17 protein-coding genes and 1 tRNA gene are annotated in these 16,234 nt (G+C 41.3%); 3 read left to right on the top strand and 15 right to left on the bottom strand.

Annotated elements, in window-relative coordinates; all coding sequences use genetic code 11:
* The 4 genes from SMSK597_RS10720 to SMSK597_RS10705 form a co-directional block, all read right to left on the bottom strand.
* Positions 1-1,068: an ABC transporter ATP-binding protein gene (locus tag SMSK597_RS10720; protein ID WP_000159550.1), complete on the bottom strand. Its 1,068-nt coding sequence runs from the start codon at positions 1,066-1,068 to the stop codon at positions 1-3.
* A gap of 8 nt (positions 1,069-1,076) precedes the next feature.
* Positions 1,077-2,003 (bottom strand): oligopeptide ABC transporter permease OppC, encoded by a 927-nt coding sequence (gene oppC, locus SMSK597_RS10715; RefSeq protein WP_000103703.1) that lies wholly within the window; start codon positions 2,001-2,003, stop codon positions 1,077-1,079.
* Positions 2,003-3,499 carry an ABC transporter permease gene (locus tag SMSK597_RS10710; protein ID WP_000759918.1) on the bottom strand — a complete coding sequence of 499 codons (1,497 nt, stop codon included), beginning with the start codon at positions 3,497-3,499 and terminating at the stop codon, positions 2,003-2,005. Before SMSK597_RS10710 ends, oppC begins: the two co-directional genes overlap by 1 nt.
* Before the next feature lie 66 nt (positions 3,500-3,565).
* Positions 3,566-5,554 (bottom strand): peptide ABC transporter substrate-binding protein, encoded by a 1,989-nt coding sequence (locus SMSK597_RS10705; protein ID WP_000749581.1) that lies wholly within the window; start codon positions 5,552-5,554, stop codon positions 3,566-3,568.
* Between the two features lie 157 nt (positions 5,555-5,711).
* On the opposite strand from SMSK597_RS10705, the gene SMSK597_RS0103060 reads away from it, so the two are divergent.
* Positions 5,712-5,782 (top strand) — tRNA-Cys (locus tag SMSK597_RS0103060).
* Between the two features lie 256 nt (positions 5,783-6,038).
* On the opposite strand, the gene SMSK597_RS10700 is transcribed toward SMSK597_RS0103060, so the two are convergent.
* The 11 genes from SMSK597_RS10700 to SMSK597_RS10650 form a co-directional block, all read right to left on the bottom strand.
* Positions 6,039-7,370 carry a hemolysin family protein gene (locus tag SMSK597_RS10700; RefSeq protein ID WP_000390029.1) on the bottom strand — a complete coding sequence of 444 codons (1,332 nt, stop codon included), beginning with the start codon at positions 7,368-7,370 and terminating at the stop codon, positions 6,039-6,041.
* A 153-nt stretch (positions 7,371-7,523) separates the two neighbouring features.
* Positions 7,524-8,348 carry a DNA/RNA non-specific endonuclease gene (locus SMSK597_RS10695; protein WP_001035126.1) on the bottom strand — a complete coding sequence of 275 codons (825 nt, stop codon included), beginning with the start codon at positions 8,346-8,348 and terminating at the stop codon, positions 7,524-7,526.
* A gap of 38 nt (positions 8,349-8,386) precedes the next feature.
* Positions 8,387-8,575: a DNA-directed RNA polymerase subunit beta gene (locus SMSK597_RS10690; RefSeq protein ID WP_025169706.1), complete on the bottom strand. Its 189-nt coding sequence runs from the start codon at positions 8,573-8,575 to the stop codon at positions 8,387-8,389.
* Positions 8,568-9,851, bottom strand: coding sequence for a UDP-N-acetylglucosamine 1-carboxyvinyltransferase (gene murA / locus SMSK597_RS10685; protein ID WP_000411900.1), 1,284 nt, complete (start codon positions 9,849-9,851; stop codon positions 8,568-8,570). The genes SMSK597_RS10690 and murA overlap by 8 nt, the downstream gene beginning before the upstream one ends.
* 23 nt (positions 9,852-9,874) lie before the next feature.
* The gene (locus tag SMSK597_RS10680) at positions 9,875-10,105 is read right to left on the bottom strand and encodes a DUF1146 family protein (RefSeq protein ID WP_000250397.1); all 231 of its coding nucleotides are present in this window, start codon (positions 10,103-10,105) and stop codon (positions 9,875-9,877) included.
* A 56-nt stretch (positions 10,106-10,161) separates the two neighbouring features.
* A complete protein-coding gene (locus tag SMSK597_RS10675; protein WP_000727285.1) occupies positions 10,162-11,199 on the bottom strand; it encodes a SepM family pheromone-processing serine protease in 1,038 nt (345 codons plus the stop codon).
* Positions 11,183-11,671: a pantetheine-phosphate adenylyltransferase gene (gene coaD / locus SMSK597_RS10670; RefSeq protein ID WP_001280707.1), complete on the bottom strand. Its 489-nt coding sequence runs from the start codon at positions 11,669-11,671 to the stop codon at positions 11,183-11,185. Before coaD ends, SMSK597_RS10675 begins: the two co-directional genes overlap by 17 nt.
* Positions 11,661-12,200, bottom strand: coding sequence for a 16S rRNA (guanine(966)-N(2))-methyltransferase RsmD (rsmD, locus tag SMSK597_RS10665; RefSeq protein WP_000706953.1), 540 nt, complete (start codon positions 12,198-12,200; stop codon positions 11,661-11,663). Before rsmD ends, coaD begins: the two co-directional genes overlap by 11 nt.
* A 64-nt stretch (positions 12,201-12,264) precedes the next feature.
* The gene (gene asnA, locus SMSK597_RS10660) at positions 12,265-13,257 is read right to left on the bottom strand and encodes an aspartate--ammonia ligase (protein WP_000748005.1); all 993 of its coding nucleotides are present in this window, start codon (positions 13,255-13,257) and stop codon (positions 12,265-12,267) included.
* Between the two features lie 112 nt (positions 13,258-13,369).
* Positions 13,370-14,053 (bottom strand): Bax inhibitor-1/YccA family protein, encoded by a 684-nt coding sequence (locus SMSK597_RS10655; RefSeq protein ID WP_001016905.1) that lies wholly within the window; start codon positions 14,051-14,053, stop codon positions 13,370-13,372.
* Between the two features lie 54 nt (positions 14,054-14,107).
* A complete protein-coding gene (locus tag SMSK597_RS10650) occupies positions 14,108-14,848 on the bottom strand; it encodes a TrmH family RNA methyltransferase (RefSeq protein ID WP_000152685.1) in 741 nt (246 codons plus the stop codon).
* A gap of 33 nt (positions 14,849-14,881) precedes the next feature.
* Here SMSK597_RS10650 and SMSK597_RS10645 point away from each other — a divergent pair, with 33 nt between their 5' ends.
* Both SMSK597_RS10645 and yidC read left to right on the top strand, forming a co-directional pair.
* Positions 14,882-15,160 (top strand): acylphosphatase, encoded by a 279-nt coding sequence (locus tag SMSK597_RS10645; protein ID WP_001174616.1) that lies wholly within the window; start codon positions 14,882-14,884, stop codon positions 15,158-15,160.
* A gap of 77 nt (positions 15,161-15,237) precedes the next feature.
* Positions 15,238-16,164, top strand: a complete 927-nt coding sequence (gene yidC / locus SMSK597_RS10640) for a membrane protein insertase YidC (protein WP_000835967.1) — start codon at positions 15,238-15,240, stop codon at positions 16,162-16,164.
* The last annotated feature ends 70 nt before the right edge of the window (positions 16,165-16,234 follow it).

The raw sequence follows: 16,234 nt of genomic DNA, 5'->3' as shown, positions 1-16,234 counted from the left end.
CTAGTCAGCCAGATGGGCAAATCCCATTTTTTCACGAATCTTATCATGGAGATTTGCAATCACAGCTGGTTTTTCTACTTTTGGAGCATCCTCATGAAGTAGCCAAGTTTTAGCCCAATGTGTCTCTGATACTGAGAATTGAGGGGCTTTTTGTTCGAAGTCAATCTGCATTGCATAGTCTGAACGCAAGGCAAAGGCATCCCCTTTCAGGTCAGTATAAAGTGACGGAGGTGTTCCTGGGATTGAGTAAAGATCCCCTTTATCATCAGCAAGCTGAGGTAAGCTAGACAAGAGACTCCATGTATATGGATGGCGAGGGTCATAGAAGACTTCCTCAACCGTTCCATACTCAACGATTTCTCCTGCATACATAACCGCTACCTTATCCGCAATACTTGCTACCACACCAAGGTCGTGCGTGATAAAGATTGTTGTGAAATGGTACTCGTTTTGTAAAGATTTTAGCAAATCAATAATCTGTGCTTGGATGGTCACATCCAAGGCAGTCGTTGGCTCATCACAGATCAAAACATCAGGTCGGCAGGCAAGGGCAATCGCAATAACGATACGTTGACGCATTCCTCCAGAATATTGGAATGGGTATTCATCAAAACGTCTATCTGCATCTGGAATCCCAACCTTATTCATGTAGTCAATGGCCAATTCTTTTGCTTCTTTAGCTGTTTTTCCTTGGTGTTTTACAATAACTTCTGTAATCTGACTACCAATTGTTTTAATGGGGTCCAAACTAGTCATTGGGTCCTGGAAGATAGTCGCAATCTTAGCACCACGAATTTGTTCCCAATCCTTGTGAGAAGATAAGGCTGTCAAATCTTGACCACGGTAGTCAATACTTCCTTGGGCAATGCGACCATTTTCTTCAAGCATACCTGTGAAAGTCTTTGTCAAAACAGATTTCCCTGATCCTGACTCACCTACCAAGGCCAACACTTCTCCTTCAACTAGTTCAAGGGAAACGCCGCGAATGGCTGTCAATACTTTGTCACGAACGTCAAATTCCACGACAATATCGCGAGCAGTCAAAATTACATTTTTTTCTTTTGTCATTTCTACTCCTATCTATGTGTACGTGGATCACTAGCATCCGCTAAGTTTTGACCAACTACGAAAAGGGACAAGGATACCAAGACAAGAGTTGTCAATGGAATCCAGAACAAGTAAGCATTGGTTGTTACGTTTTGTGAATAATCTGAAATCAAACGACCCAAACTTGGCACTGTAATCGGTAATCCAAGACCGAAGAATGACAAGAAGGCTTCATATGAGATAAAGCTTGGAAGCATTTGAGTCATGGTTGTCACAATAACAGATACCAATTGAGGCATGATATTTTTGGCAACAATCTTCAAGGTTGGCGTTCCCAAAGTACGTGACGCCAAGTTGTATTCCAAGTCACGATAACGCAAGATTTGCACACGGATCATGAAGGCAATCCCAATCCATGTCGTCACACTCATAGCAAAAATCAGATTCCAGAATCCAGCTCCGATTGAGTAAGTCAAGACAATAACAATCAAAAGAGATGGGATGTTTGAGATGACGTTGTAAACTTCCATCATCACACGGTCAACTGATTTTGAAATACCCCAAATACCACCGACAAAGACACCGATAACCAAGTTAATCACTGTCGCAATCACAGAAATGAGGATAGAGTTACGAGCTCCAAACCAGACACCGTCAAATAGTGATTTACCGTTACTGTCTGTACCGAACCAATGCTCAGCATTTGGCTTGATATAACGAGCACTAAAGTCGTTTACCTTGCTAACATCATTGAAATCAAACTTAGAAAACATTGGGTAGATGAAACTCATCAAAATAATGGCTACCAAGATTCCCAACATGACTACAGTTGATTTTTTCTTCATAAATTGTCTAAACACTGACTTCCAGTAAGAATATGCTGGCGCATCAATAGTTTCAGAGGCAAAATCGTCACGTTTTACAAACTGAAATTTTTCTTTATCGATTGTAGACATTATTTGCCTCCTTTCTCAGTCAATTTAATACGTGGGTCAATAATCGTCATCCAAATATCTCCCAAAAGAAGTGAGAAGATAGAAATACATGTAAAGATGAAGACAAGACCAACGACCATAGAGTTATTAGATGCTTTTACAGAGTCGATTAGCATTTTACCCATACCTGGGAATGCGAAGACTGTTTCAGTAAGGGTTGCACCACCGATAACCCCGATAACGGCACCAGGAATTCCTGAAACCAGCGGAACCATGGCATTTTTAAAGATGTGTTTGTTTGAAATTTCCTTTTCAGATAAACCTTTTGCACGAGCAAAACGAACAAAGTCTTGTGATTGCAAGTCAATCATGTAACGACGAATCCAAATAGCTGTACCAGGAGCACCCAACAAACCAAGGATTACTGCCGGTAAAACGTAAGAACGCCAATCTCCAGCCCCTAAGATAGGGAATGAATCTGGTAAACCAATTGAGGAACCAATCAATCGAACAATATAAACAAGGGCGATTGTTGGAAGTGCCATCAAGAAGGTCAAAGCCCCTGTTGAGAAGCTATCGATCCAAGTGTTCTTGAAACGAGCCATGGCTGAACCAAGTGGCACGGCAATCGCATAAGAAATTACCAAACCGATCAATCCAACGACAGCAGAGCTGGCAATCATAGAAGGATATTGGTAGTTACTTTCAGTAGCTGTATAAGGATCATCTTTTCCGTAGTTGGCTACTTCACGAGAATCAGCCTGACTAGGTGATTTGTAGGTTCTTGAGTAAATATTTACAGAAGAAGTTTTCTTACCTGTTGGGAACTGAACTTGAGCCGTTTTTGTTTGCCCTTGTCCCTGAGTAATAACCTGTAAAACAGGACTATTAGCATAGGTTGGATAAGAGTCACCTAAATTGATGTTCACAAAGTTTTGATGCACAAATGGAAACTGACTGTTGAAGTACAAGAGATATTTGTGTTTGGTACCTGAACCAACCAATGACCATCCGATCGCTGGATCGTTTTCGAAACGAAGGTAACGTTTCAAGTCTGGATTTTCAGGGTCTTGAATTTTATTAGTATGATCAATGTCAATCAAGTTAGCATAGAAGTGAAAAACACGTTCAAAAATTGGGATTTCACGAGTAGCGTAGAATTGGCCACTTTCAGTAAATTCTCCCAGGGTCCAACCATGACCGATTTGTTTGATGTATTTTTCATAGATAGCCTTGTTGCTTTCATTAGCTTCAACTGTTACAGAAGCATCCATCTGGCTAGCTTTTTCTTGCAACTCTTTGGTATCGTAGTACTCGATATAGCCCATACGCTCATAAACAGTATTCTCATAGTTATCACGTTTATCAGCAGTTGTCGCAATCTTGTTATAGTTGGTATCCTGTTTGAAAATCAATTTTCGAGGAACCATTGTATAGATAATCGTGTAAGTCAAGGTTGTTACTAAGAAGATAGAAACCAATGACCGCAAAACACGCATAAAAATATATTTTTTCATATCATTTCCTTTAAAAATCCCAAAAGAACCTTCTCCTCATGGAGAGAAAGTTCTATTGAAAATTATTTACTTCACATGACTTGCCAATTCTTTTTGAGCTTTCTCGTTTGACTCAGTCTTTTCTTTCAACCATTTTTCACGAGCTTTTTCATACTCTTCTTTGGTGATTGCTTTTTCACCAACTTCAGTGTACTTCAAGTATCCTGAATTTTCACCTTTAAGGCCGGCTACTGAATATGAAGAGCTAAATGGTAGAACTTTTGAAACATATGAAACGGCTGTTTCTTTAGGAGAAGCCATTACTGGAATTGTCAAAGCATTGTCAGTCAACCAAGCTTGTGCTACCGCGTATTTTTCATAACGTTTTTGAACATCTTGGTTCTCGCTGTTTGCGTCATCAAGTAATTTTCCATAGTCAGCTAAACCAAGTTTGCTTACTACTGATGCATCTGTGTTTTGGTCAATACCAAGGTAAAGACGAGTACTTCCTCCCTTAAGGACGAACTGATCCAAGAAAGTAGAAGGATCTTGATAGTCAGGGTTCCATCCTAGCAAGGTATGGATATCCCAGTCTTGCTCTTTAGCTGTTGGAGCACTAAATGAAATTGGTAAAGCTTCTGCTTGAGTCATTTGTTGCAAGTCTACAACAACATTATCTGAACCCAATACTTTTTCAATTGATTGTTTCAATGATTGAACACGGTTTACAACCGCTGTTGATTCTTGGATAACCAAGGCATCCAAGTGGATTGGGAATTCAACACCTTCAGCTTGTAGGCTTGATTTAGCTTTAGCAAAGACTTCTTTCGCTTTTTCTTCATTGTAGAGTCCATTTTGAGAATCAGCTAGAGAAACCTTAGCCCAAGTAGAAGAATTTGTCTTAGCCAAGCTTTCTTGTACCAATTCACCAAATGTTTTCTTACCAACTTGAAGATTATATGGTGCAAATGTATTACGGATGGCTACTGCAGCTCCATCAGTACCATTTGTTTGAGCTGAATAAGAACTGCGATCTACCGCAAAGTTCAAGGCTTGACGGAACTCCTTATTTAGCAAAGCTTTTTGAGTAGATGTCTTTTGGGCATCACTTGTCTTAGCAGTGTGGTTATAAGTTGTACGGCCATAGTTCAAGCTGACAGTTGCAACACCCGCACCTGGTTCGTTAAAGTAAATGTTATCTTTGAAGTCAGCTGCATATTTTTCATATGTAGAACTTGTAGGGAAGATACGAGCCTTGCTATATTGACCATCAGAAAAACCTTTGGCAATTACATCTTGATCCTTACCGTCCCAGAAAGTGAACTTAACATTCTCAATTTTTACATTTTCTTTGTCCCAGTAAGCGTCATTTTTAGCCATCTCGATAGATGATTTAGGAGTTACAGCTTTCAAGACAAATGGACCGTTATAAAGAATAGAGTTAGCATCTGTTGGAGAACCAAAACCTTCCCCTTTTGAAGCTAAGAATTCTTCATTAACTGGCATCAAAACACCACTAGTAGTCTTGTCATTCCAGAAAGTTTCTGGCTGGTTCAAAGTATATTCTAGTGTTTGGTCATCAAGTGCTTTTACTCCGACGGTTGAAAAATCGCTTGTTTCACCCTTAATATATGCTTCTAATCCTTTAATAGAAGAGCTAACGATTGAAAGTCCTTTTGATTTCCCATCTACCGCATGTTTCAAACCAGTAACGAAGTCTTTAGCAGTGACAGGAGCGTACTCTTCTCCCTCTGCTGTCACCCATTTAGCATCCTTACGGATTTTATAGGTATACGTCAAACCATCTTTTGAAACTGTCCATGATTCAGCAATAGAAGGAACCAGATTACCATATTTATCGTTAGCCAACAAACCATCTACTGCATTTGTTGTGACGAATGATGTTGAATCGATATTGCTGACGATATAATCCAAGGTTTCTGGATCTGTTTGATAAACATATTGGTAATCTTTTGCTAGTTTAGCATTATTTGAACTAGTGTTTGAACACGCAGCTAGAACTCCTGACGCTAATAAGGTAGCCCCCGCTACAGCAAGCACTTGACTTTTTTTCATTTCTTTACTCCTCTTATAAAGTATAGGTTATCATCAATTATACCATAGATTTAAAGAAAAGTAAACGAATTTTCAGAATATTTAGGCTTATTCATACAAAAAATCTGAAAAAGCTATTGACTGAAAATCATTTTCAAGGTATAATAATAAACGTTGAGGCGGTATAGCCAAGTGGTAAGGCACGGCTCTGCAAAAGCTTGATCGTCGGTTCAAATCCGTCTACCGCCTTCTATAACTTGATTTATCAGGTTTCATTTAAACAGAAAGCCCAATTTAAAGGGCTTTTTTCTTTTTTCTTCGGATAAATACGAATAACTTTAAAAAACTTTTGAGGCAAGTTTGGGGCTGAGTTTTCCCAGAATACGACTTCCCTATGAATTAACCGAAATAGACTCCAGTCTCTCGTACTCTTTGCTATAAAGTCATTAAAGAACCTTTGAAACTGAAAAAAGCTTCGTCACGCATGGTGACAAAAGCCTCTAGTTTACTCTGTTTCTTCTTCTATTTCGACTTCTGTGATCTGGACTTTTACCTTGGTAACACGTCCATTTTTCACTTTATCATTGGTTAGGATAAGCTGTTTGTTTTGGCTGACCACTTCATGGCTGAGTTTCTCAGTAGTTGGAATGGTCCCAACTCCTGTCAAATAATAACCAGCGATGGTATCAACGTCATCACTTTCCAGTTCAACATCAAAGTAATTATTGAAATCATTGAGGGTCATCGTTCCTTGAACAATGTAGGTATCCTCGCCAATCTGATGAACATCTATTGCTGCTTTGTCCGTTTCATCATCAATTTCACCAACAATTTCCTCTAAGAGGTCTTCCAAAGTCACCAAACCAGCCATACCACCGTATTCATCCAGCAAGATTGCCATTTGTCTTTGGGTATTGCGCAATTCTTTTAGCAAGTCATCCACAAAAATAGTTTCAGGTACAAAAAGTGGATCTTGTAAAATTTTCTTCCATACAATATTGTCAAAACCGTCCACAAAGCCCGCCTTAAGGAGACTCTTGGTGTGAATGATCCCAATCACATTGTCCTTATCCCCATCATAGACAGGGATACGAGAATAATTTTGTTTTAAAATACTTTGGATAATGGCTTGACTATCATCCTGAATATCCACCATAAAGGCATCCGTTCGAGGAACCATGACCTCTCTGGCCATTAATTCGTCCAGTGAAAAAATCCCTTGTAACATTTCAATTTCGTCAGCATCTAGTGTTTCTTCACTATTTGTCAGCATGTACTCAATTTCATCACGGGTCATTTTTTCGTCAGCATCGTCAAAGGTCATAGGAGTCAAGCGACTCAAGAGATTGGTAGATGCAGACAAGAGCCAAACAAAGGGACTAACTAGTTTCCCAAGCCCAATGATAACTGGCGCTGTACGAATGGCCAAGGCATCCTTTAGATTAAGAGCGATTCTCTTAGGATACAATTCCCCAAAAACGATAGAAATATAAGTCAAAAATGCTAAAGATAGAAAAGTTGCCACGGCTTGTGCTGTTTCGCCATTCCCAAGCCAAGAGGCAATCACACGTCCTAGAGTATCAGCTAAACTCGCCCCTGATAAGATTGTAATCAGGGTGATTCCTACCTGAATGGTTGATAAAAAGTGGTTAGGGTTTTCTAATACCTTCAACAGACGGATATAGCGTCTATCTCCTTCTTCTGCCTTTTGTTCAACCCGCGCACGATTTAGTGACACCATGGCCATTTCTGTGGCTGAGAAAAAAGCATTTAACACCGTCAAGATAAACAATAAAACAAATTGTAGCAACAAATTCTGACTACTTGGGTCTTCCATAGTTCTTCTCCTAAAATAGTATCTTGCCCTCTATTATATCACAAAATCTAGTCCAGTACATATTATTTTTCTCAGTGTCTATTGCAGCCCTGCTGAAACTAGTAAAAGAAGAACTCCTACATCTACAAGTGACATAGGAGCTTATTTTGTATTTTACTGAGTAACAGTCACTTCTCCAGTTCGGTAATCCAGTTGAAGTCCCTTTTGAACATTGGGAACTAGAACATTAAATTCCAATTCTCCGTCTGAAGACTTGGCTTCAATCTGTGAAGCTGAAGGAACTAAGTCCTCATTTGAAGCGTAATAAAGGGTCACGCGGTAACGGACGCGCTTGTTTTGGTCCAAGGCTTTACGCACCTTGCTTTCATAGTAGTTTTGACCAGTCGAATCCTCGGCTTGCGCCTGATTTGCCCAGGCTGTTTGAACAGCAATGTTTTTAGGATTGCTTGTCGAGGCATCAAAACCATCCAAGCCACCGATTAAGGCATAGCCTAACAGATGACCTCTATCAACTGCATGGGTATAAGAGCCCTTTAGATTCTTAACCTGATGCCAACCTGGAGGAGTCCATGAAGTCGAACCATTCCCAGTTTCTTCACGATTCTTGTACTGACGAGTAGCCTTAGACAAGAGGGCATTAGCCACGGTTGGAACAGTTTCCTTGCCCACTGTCTTTGTTTTATTATCAGCGTAGGGCTTACTTGAAACCTTGGCATTTAGGTTTGTTTTATTACCATTGACGATAAAAGCACCAGCCCCGTTCCACTCCAGACTCCCTTTTATTTGGCTTTTGACTGCATCTGTTAAGACGCTTTCTGCCAATTCTTGACCAGGCGCGTCTGGTGATTGACTTTTCTGACTTATTTTTGTCTTAGCAGCCTGATTGCCTAGTTCAGTCTGCTTAATATAATAGCTCCCCGCAGATAAGAGCAATAACACTAGTAAACCAATCAGTGTCTGTCTTATTTTTTTGTTCATATTTCTCCTTATCTTTAGAAAAAGGCTGGTCTCCCAGCCTAATTTCCTGTAAATTTATGAATCAATTCCTGCCATTTTGCTGGAGACAGGATAGCCCATGGATCTTGACCCTTGCCCAAGATTCCATAACCTACCATTAGACCGATTCCTAGGGCTAAAACACCTAAAATCAGTACTATGATGACTAAAAGTAAACGCTTGACTACATAGCTTGATTTCTTATTCATCTTCATCACTTGCCTCAATCCGCTGAATCTTAGCACCTAGCTGCGCCAATTTCTCATGGAAACGGTAGTAGCCTCTATCCAAGTGGACTAATTTACCGACAACGGTTTCTCCTTGCGCTACCAAACCTGTCAAAATCAAGGCTGCGCTGGCACGAAGGTCAGTTGAAAGAACTTCTGCCCCCTGCAAAGGTTGACCACCAACAATACGAGCTGTATCACGGATAATCTCCGAGTGCAAGCCCATGCGACGCATTTCTTCTAGATGTTGGAAACGATTTTCGAAAACTGTCTCCACCATAGTTGATTCCCCTTTTGCGACGGTCATCAAAGCTGTAAATTGAGCCTGCATATCTGTTGGAAATCCTGGGTGGGGCAAGGTTTTCACATGAACAGCTTTTAGATTTTCTAGTTGAGAGCGAACTCGAATTCCTTCAGTCTCCTCCGTCACTTCCACTCCCATTTCAAGCAATTTGGCAATCAAGGGACGATTGTGCTCCCAAACAGCATCTTTAATCAAGACATCACCACCAGTCATAGCAGCAGCTACCATAAAGGTTCCTGCTTCGATACGGTCTTGGACTACATTGTGAGTCGTACCATGAAGTTTCTCAACACCGGTAATGGTAATGGTCTCTGTACCAGCACCCTTAACCTTAGCTCCCATTTCATTGAGGAGAATGGCCAGGTCAACAATCTCAGGCTCACGCGCAGCATTTTCAATCACTGTCACCCCATCAGCTAGAGTCGCTGCCATCATCAAGTTCTGAGTAGCACCAACACTTGGGAAATCCATATAGATATGAGCTCCATGTAAGCGATCCGCCTTGGCTTCGATGTAACCAGCTGTCTGACTAATCTTAGCCCCCATAGCTTCTAGACCTTTCAAATGAAGATCAATAGGACGGCTACCAATCGTACAACCACCTGGCATGGATACCTTGGCATGACCTACACGGGCAAGGATTGGCCCCAAGACAACGATGGATGCACGCATCTTGCTGACATACTTGTAAGGAGCTTCCTCAGTGATATCGCCAGTCGCATCCACCTCGACAAGATGAGCTTCCTCATCAAAATCCACCTTGGCATTTAAACCACCAACCACCTGATTCATAGTGAAAACATCTGACAAGATAGGAACATTCTGCAAGACGGTCTTTCCTTCACTTGCTAGAATAGTCGCTGCCAACAAGGGCAAGACTGCATTCTTTGCTCCTTCGATCGTAACACTTCCTACCAGACGATTATCGCCACCTTGAACCACAATTTTTTCCATACTTATTTCCTTTACTCTTGATTTTATAATAATCCTCTAAGCGCTTCTTGCCACAACTGATATAGGCTGATAAAGAAAGAACTCATGATGTAGCCCATGACAATACTGAAAAGAGCTATCAATAAACGGACTTTCCCTGTATTCTCAGCTGTCACTTTTAAAACCTTTTCCCATCTAACAAGATTCTTTAAAAGGTAAAAACTCACATAAATAAAGAGCATATGACTGCTTAGAGTGAATAATAATTGAACCATTTGACTATTATACCATCTTCTCTGTTTGTGCGCTAGTTTGGAAACTTCACTTAAAACTAGGGATTGTTTTTCAAGTAATCAATTGCATCTTGTAGGGTTTTAACAGGCACGATTTTCATATCTGTCTTGATTGTTTTAGCTGCTTCTAGGGCTGTTTGGTAGTTGTTTTTCGCATCTGGATGCGCTTTTTGTTCTTCTTCGCTAACAGGGTTATCTGGAGCAAAGAAAATCGCGGCACCTTCTCTAGCCGAAGCTACAACTTTCTTATCAATACCTCCAATGTCCCCCACATTCCCATCGCGGTCAATGGTACCTGTACCGGCAACAATACGGCCATTACGAAGGCCAGGGTCAGCTATTTGGGTATAGATGGCCAGACTAAACATGAGACCTGCACTTGGACCGCCAATACCAGCTGTTGAAAAGCGAATTGGGACATCACTGGTTACTTCTGTACGGTCAATCAAGCCGATTCCAATTCCATTTTTGCCATTTTCCAAGGTGATAATCTTTCCTTCTGCAGATTTGGTTTGCCCATCCTCTTCATAGGTTACTTTGACAGAGTCCCCTAATTTTTGAGAATTGACATAATCAATCAAATCTTTGGAACTGTCAAAGGTCTGATCATTGACTGCTGTGACGGTATCAGAGATGTTGAGAATCCCTTTAAAGGTTGAATTATCTGTCACAGTCAAAACATAAACCCCAAGGTATTTTAGTTCAATATCCTTACCAGCTGTTTTTAACCCTTGATATTTGGCCATATTTTGCGATGTTTGCATGTAGAATTGATTGATCCGCATAAATTCAACATCGGAAGAGCCACCTGTAGTCTCTTGGGCACTACGAATATCTGTAAAAGGCGTCAACCAAGCATAAATCATATGGGCTAAAGTAGCGTGCTGGATACCAACCGTAACGAATTGATAGGCCCCAGCTTCCTTATCTTCTTTGTCATTGACTTTAAGGACTTGGCGAATATCTTCCGAACCACCTGGAACTTCTATATAGTAGGGCAAGGGCACTACAAATGCCAAGAAAGTCACAATTAAGGTCGCAATGACATATAAGGGCCATCTAATCTTTTTTTTCATTTCTTATTTCCTCCAAAATACTCTCGGGAACATAGCAAGCAATATCCTGACCAAACTTCAAAAGCTCTCTAACACCGGATGAACTGATATAGAGATGTTCAGGTCGACTATGTAAATAAATGGTCTCTATATTAGGAGACAGCTGATGGTTGTAGTAATCAAAACTGGCTTCATATTGCAAATCCGCTGCATTCCTCAACCCCCGCACTAGACAAGTAGCCCCCAGTCTTTTTGCGACATCAACCACCAATTCATCATGAGAAGACACGACTTCAACATTTTCCAAATGTTTCAAAGCCGTTTCTAACCCCCGTTTACGATTTTCGATAGGGAGAAATCCTTGTTTGTGGGGATTAAAAAAAATACCGACATAGAGCTTATCAAAGAGTTTGCTAGCCCGTTCAATGATATCCAAATGCCCATTTGTCATCGGATCAAATGAGCCTGTGAATAAGCCAATTTTATCTGACATAGACTGTCACCTTACTAATTCCATAAATCTTTTCCTTCCAGATGCCCAGGCAGGCAATTTCTTCTGGAAGTTCAACGGCCTTATCCGTCTCACACACGATCATGACATCTTCAGAAAAAAGCTCCCTCTCAGCCATTTTTTCAATATCTGCTACGATTTGTTCCTTGGCATAAGGAGGGTCTAAGAAAATGAGGTCGAATTCCCCAGATACCTGTTCCAATGCCCTTTCTGCATCCATCTTAAGGAGTTGAAATTTTCCAACTTCCTTGGTCATCTGAATATTTTCAGCCACGATAGCCTGAGCCTTACGGTCTCGTTCCACCAAAACAGCGCTGGACATACCACGCGATACTGCCTCGATAGATAAACCACCACTACCTGCATAAAGGTCCAAGACTCGTCCCCCTTCAAAGTAGGGACCAATCATGTTAAAAATAGCTCCCCTAACCTTATCCGAAGTAGGTCTTGTCGTCTTTCCTTCTAGTGTCTTGAGGGGACGTCCCCCATAGATTCCTGATACGATTTTCATACCGTTTATTATACCAAATTATGGGCAAAAAGAGAAAGAAAACCGAACCTTGCGGTTCGATTCTCTATAAAATATTTTCGTAAGTATCGCGGACTTCTTGAGGCCAAACACTTGTTTGTACTTCTCCAATGTGTTTCTTGCGAAGTAGGAACATGGCCATCCGAGATTGTCCAATTCCTCCACCGATTGTCAACGGGAATAGGCCATTCAACAAAGCCTTGTGCCATTCCAATTCCAAGCGGTCTTCATCACCGGTGATTTCTACCTGACGGCGAAGGGTTTCTTCATCTACACGAATCCCCATAGAAGACAACTCAAAGGCTCCACCTAAAGACTCATTCCAAACAAGAATATCGCCATTTAGACCCTTGTAGCCATTTTCAGACTCGCTTGTCCAGTCATCGTAGTCTGGTGCACGCCCATCGTGTGGCTTGCCGTCTGGCAATTCACCACCGATACCAATCAAAAAGACGGCTCCAAATTCTTTACAGATAGCATTTTCACGTTCTTTCGGTGTCAAGTCTGGGTAGCGTTCTACCAACTCTTCTGTGTGGATAAAGGTGATTTGTTTTGGCAAGATAGACTCGATGTCATAACGGGCTTCAACAGCTAACTCAGTAAGGCGAATAGCCTTGTAAATCTTCTCAACTGTTTCTTTTAGATAAGCGATATTCCGTTTACCATTTGGGATAACCTTCTCCCAGTCCCACTGGTCAACATAAACAGAGTGGGTCGCATCCAACGAGTCTTCGTCTGGACGAAGGGCCTTCATGTGGACGAAAAGACCTTCACCTTCACCGAAACCAAAGCGAGCCAAGGTATGGCGTTTCCATTTAGCAAGGGAGTGCACCACTTCATAAGTAGCATCAGGGATTTGGAGAACCTTGACCGATACGGCGTTCTCCACACCTGATAAGTTGTCCTGCATCCCGTCGCCGACCCTGCTCAAGATAGGACCTTGAACTTCGACAACTTCTAACTTATCTTTCAAATACTGGGTAAAAGTGTTTTTGACAAAGGAAATCTCTTCTTGTTGATGGATAAAACTTTTCTTCATAAACTACTCCTCAAAAAATTAATTAAAAGCATTATACACCTATTTTCAAGAAAAAGAAAGAGCAAATACGAAAAAAATCAGTGCTCCTTCGAACACTGATGTTAGGTACCTTCTAGTCATTACGACCGAAGATACGTAGAATACTTAGGAAGAGATTGATAAAATCAAGATAGATACTGAGAGCCATTGACACAACCCAACCTGTCGCTACACGACCTTGTGATTGCTCATAAGCAAGACGAATCCTTTGGTTGTCCCAAGCAATCAACCCTGAGAAAACCAAAACCATGGCTACGCTAATCATATAATCAAAGAAACCGCTAGCCAAGAAAATATTAACTACCATGGCAATCAGCAAACCGATGAGAGCTGCCATCATAGCCCGACCAAGACCACTCAAATCTTTTTTAGTGAACATACCAACTGCCGCCATGACAAAGAAGAGAAGGGCGCTCGATACAAAGGCAGATAAAACTGTACCTGGAGTATAGAAGGCCACCACAAAACTGAGGGTAAAGCCATTTAATACTGAGTAAAGTAAAAATACTGGAAGAGCCGCTGGACTATTTCTTGAAGCCATGTTACTAGCAACGAAGACTAGTGCTAGCTCCGCAAAGGTTGCAATGGTCAACCAGAGACGCCCCTGCATCAAAAAGTAAACCAACTGAGACTGAAAGACCGTCAACATAAGGCCTGATACCAAAGCAGATAGTCCGATCCCCAGACCAACAAAGGCATAAACCTTAGCGTAAAATTGATTGAGACCTGCACGGTCGTGAATAATAGTGTGATTCATCTTTTCTCCTTTTCTATGAACATCTTTCCTTGATTATAACAAAGAAAGTTAAAATTAGCTTAAATGGAAAATTAAAATACCTGCTGCAACGGCAACATTCAAACTCTCCGCCTGCCCCTTCATGCTAATATGGACCAACTGGTCTGCACTTTCAGCCATAAGGGGACTAATTCCTTGACCCTCATTTCCCATGACTAGTACAAAATTTTCTATAGGAGGCAGTTCTCTGTAATCAACAGAATCTTTAGATAGGGTTGTTGCCAGCACAGGGATAGCTGCCTCTTTAGCTTCCTCGAGAAGCGCTTGACTCGACATCCGGTAAATAGGCAGATGAAAATGACTGCCTTGCATCGAACGTAGAGTCTTGAGACTGTAGATGTCTGCCGACTTATCTGAAACAATCACTCCAGTAAAACCTGCTGCATCCGCAGTCCGAATGATAGTTCCCACATTACCAGGATCTTGCACATCTTCCAAAAACAAGAATTTACCCTGACTAAAGTCAGCTTGCCCTACTTCTTCTTTTTGAACCACCGCAACAATGCCCTGTGGAGTCTGAGAATCCGCCAAATCTAGCAAAATATCCTCTGAAACCCAGACAGTTTGCGGAAACGAGGCTAACTGATCTCGGTAACTTTCTAGGGCAAAGATTTTCTCAATCGTCACTCCAGCTTGGACAGCTTCTTCAAACAAGTGCCAGCCTTCAATCAAATAAGCAGACTTGCGGTATTTTTTTTGGTGTAATTTCTTAGCATTTTTTACCACAGAATTGGCTTTTGAGGTTATAATAGTCATAGAAATATTATAACACAATCAAAGGGGTTTGGTATGCAAAAGGTTAGAATGATTGCCCAAGGTAGGGTACAGGGAGTCGGCTTTCGTTGGGGTGTTTACAGCCTAGCACTTGAAATCGGTGGCATCACAGGCCGAGTATGGAATAACGACGATGGCACAGTGGAAATCTTAGCCCAAGCAGACTCATCTGCTACCATGGCAAAATTTATCCAAGAAATCCGAAAAGGACCCACACCTTTTTCAAAAGTCAGCTACTTAGATGTCAAACTGAGCAACTTTCCTCCCTACCCTGACTTTAAAATCGCAAATTAGGTCTCTAGAACTATTGTATATTTTGTAAAAAAACAGTAGAATAGAAAGGTATTATTTTTAAAGAAGGAATAAAAACAGTGAAATCTATTAAACGTTTTGTACTCTCAGCTATGGGAGTGGCTATGTTGCTAGTCTTAACTGGCTGTGTTAGCGTCGATAAAGCCACAGGAAAGCCAACAGGATTTATTTGGAATACGATCGGAGCGCCTATGGCTGAAGCTATCAAGTACTTCGCTACTGATCAAGGTCTAGGCTTTGGTGTCGCTATCATCATCGTTACCATTATCGTGCGCTTGATTATCTTGCCACTTGGTATCTACCAATCATGGAAGGCAACACTTCACTCTGAAAAGATGAATGCCCTCAAGCACGTCCTTGAGCCACACCAAACTCGTCTCAAAGAAGCAACTACTCAAGAAGAAAAACTCGAAGCCCAACAAGCTCTCTTTGCTGCTCAAAAAGAGCATGGCATCAGCATGTTTGGTGGTGTAGGATGTTTCCCTATCCTCCTTCAAATGCCTTTCTTCTCTGCTATCTACTTTGCTGCCCAACATACTGAAGGTGTTGCTCAAGCAAGTTACCTAGGAATTCCTCTAGGCTCTCCAAGTATGATTTTAGCTGCCTGCGCTGGTGTCCTTTACTATCTTCAATCACTCCTTTCACTTCACGGAGTAGAAGATGAAACGCAAAGAGATCAAATCAAGAAAATGGCTTATGTGAGCCCAGTCATGATTGCCGGCTTCTCCCTCATCTCACCAGCTAGTGTCACACTTTACTGGGTTGTCGGTGGTTTCATGATGATTCTCCAACAGTTTATCGTCAACTATATCGTTCGTCCAAAACTTCGCAAAAAAGTCCGTGAAGAACTAGCCAAGAACCCACCAAAAGCACGTGCTTTCTCTACACCAAGTGGACGAAAAGACGTTACTCCTGAACAACCAACTGCTATCACAAGCAAGAAAAAACACAAAAATCGCAACGCTGGAAAACAACGTTCGAGATAAGAAGAAAAAGGCTTAGCTGGTTTGCTAAGTCTTTTTGCAAGTCATACTCTTCGAAAATCTCTTCAAACCA

The sequence above is a fragment of the Streptococcus mitis SK597 genome (assembly GCF_000148545.1).
In the GTDB taxonomy this organism is placed as follows: domain Bacteria; phylum Bacillota; class Bacilli; order Lactobacillales; family Streptococcaceae; genus Streptococcus; species Streptococcus mitis_C.
Note: the sequence above shows the minus strand (reverse complement) of the source record. Positions and strands in the feature narration are given on the sequence as shown.

Coding starts and splice junctions, on each gene's coding strand:
- SMSK597_RS10720 (WP_000159550.1), bottom strand. CDS start 1,068: ATGACAAAAGAAAAAAATGTAATTTTGACTGCTCGCGATATTGTCGTG.
- oppC (WP_000103703.1), bottom strand. CDS start 2,003: ATGTCTACAATCGATAAAGAAAAATTTCAGTTTGTAAAACGTGACGAT.
- SMSK597_RS10710 (WP_000759918.1), bottom strand. CDS start 3,499: ATGAAAAAATATATTTTTATGCGTGTTTTGCGGTCATTGGTTTCTATC.
- SMSK597_RS10705 (WP_000749581.1), bottom strand. CDS start 5,554: ATGAAAAAAAGTCAAGTGCTTGCTGTAGCGGGGGCTACCTTATTAGCG.
- SMSK597_RS10700 (WP_000390029.1), bottom strand. CDS start 7,370: ATGGAAGACCCAAGTAGTCAGAATTTGTTGCTACAATTTGTTTTATTG.
- SMSK597_RS10695 (WP_001035126.1), bottom strand. CDS start 8,348: ATGAACAAAAAAATAAGACAGACACTGATTGGTTTACTAGTGTTATTG.
- SMSK597_RS10690 (WP_025169706.1), bottom strand. CDS start 8,575: ATGAATAAGAAATCAAGCTATGTAGTCAAGCGTTTACTTTTAGTCATC.
- murA (WP_000411900.1), bottom strand. CDS start 9,851: ATGGAAAAAATTGTGGTTCAAGGTGGCGATAATCGTCTGGTAGGAAGT.
- SMSK597_RS10680 (WP_000250397.1), bottom strand. CDS start 10,105: ATGGTTCAATTATTATTCACTCTAAGCAGTCATATGCTCTTTATTTAT.
- SMSK597_RS10675 (WP_000727285.1), bottom strand. CDS start 11,199: ATGAAAAAAAAGATTAGATGGCCCTTATATGTCATTGCGACCTTAATT.
- coaD (WP_001280707.1), bottom strand. CDS start 11,671: ATGTCAGATAAAATTGGCTTATTCACAGGCTCATTTGATCCGATGACA.
- rsmD (WP_000706953.1), bottom strand. CDS start 12,200: ATGAAAATCGTATCAGGAATCTATGGGGGACGTCCCCTCAAGACACTA.
- asnA (WP_000748005.1), bottom strand. CDS start 13,257: ATGAAGAAAAGTTTTATCCATCAACAAGAAGAGATTTCCTTTGTCAAA.
- SMSK597_RS10655 (WP_001016905.1), bottom strand. CDS start 14,053: ATGAATCACACTATTATTCACGACCGTGCAGGTCTCAATCAATTTTAC.
- SMSK597_RS10650 (WP_000152685.1), bottom strand. CDS start 14,848: ATGACTATTATAACCTCAAAAGCCAATTCTGTGGTAAAAAATGCTAAG.
- SMSK597_RS10645 (WP_001174616.1), top strand. CDS start 14,882: ATGCAAAAGGTTAGAATGATTGCCCAAGGTAGGGTACAGGGAGTCGGC.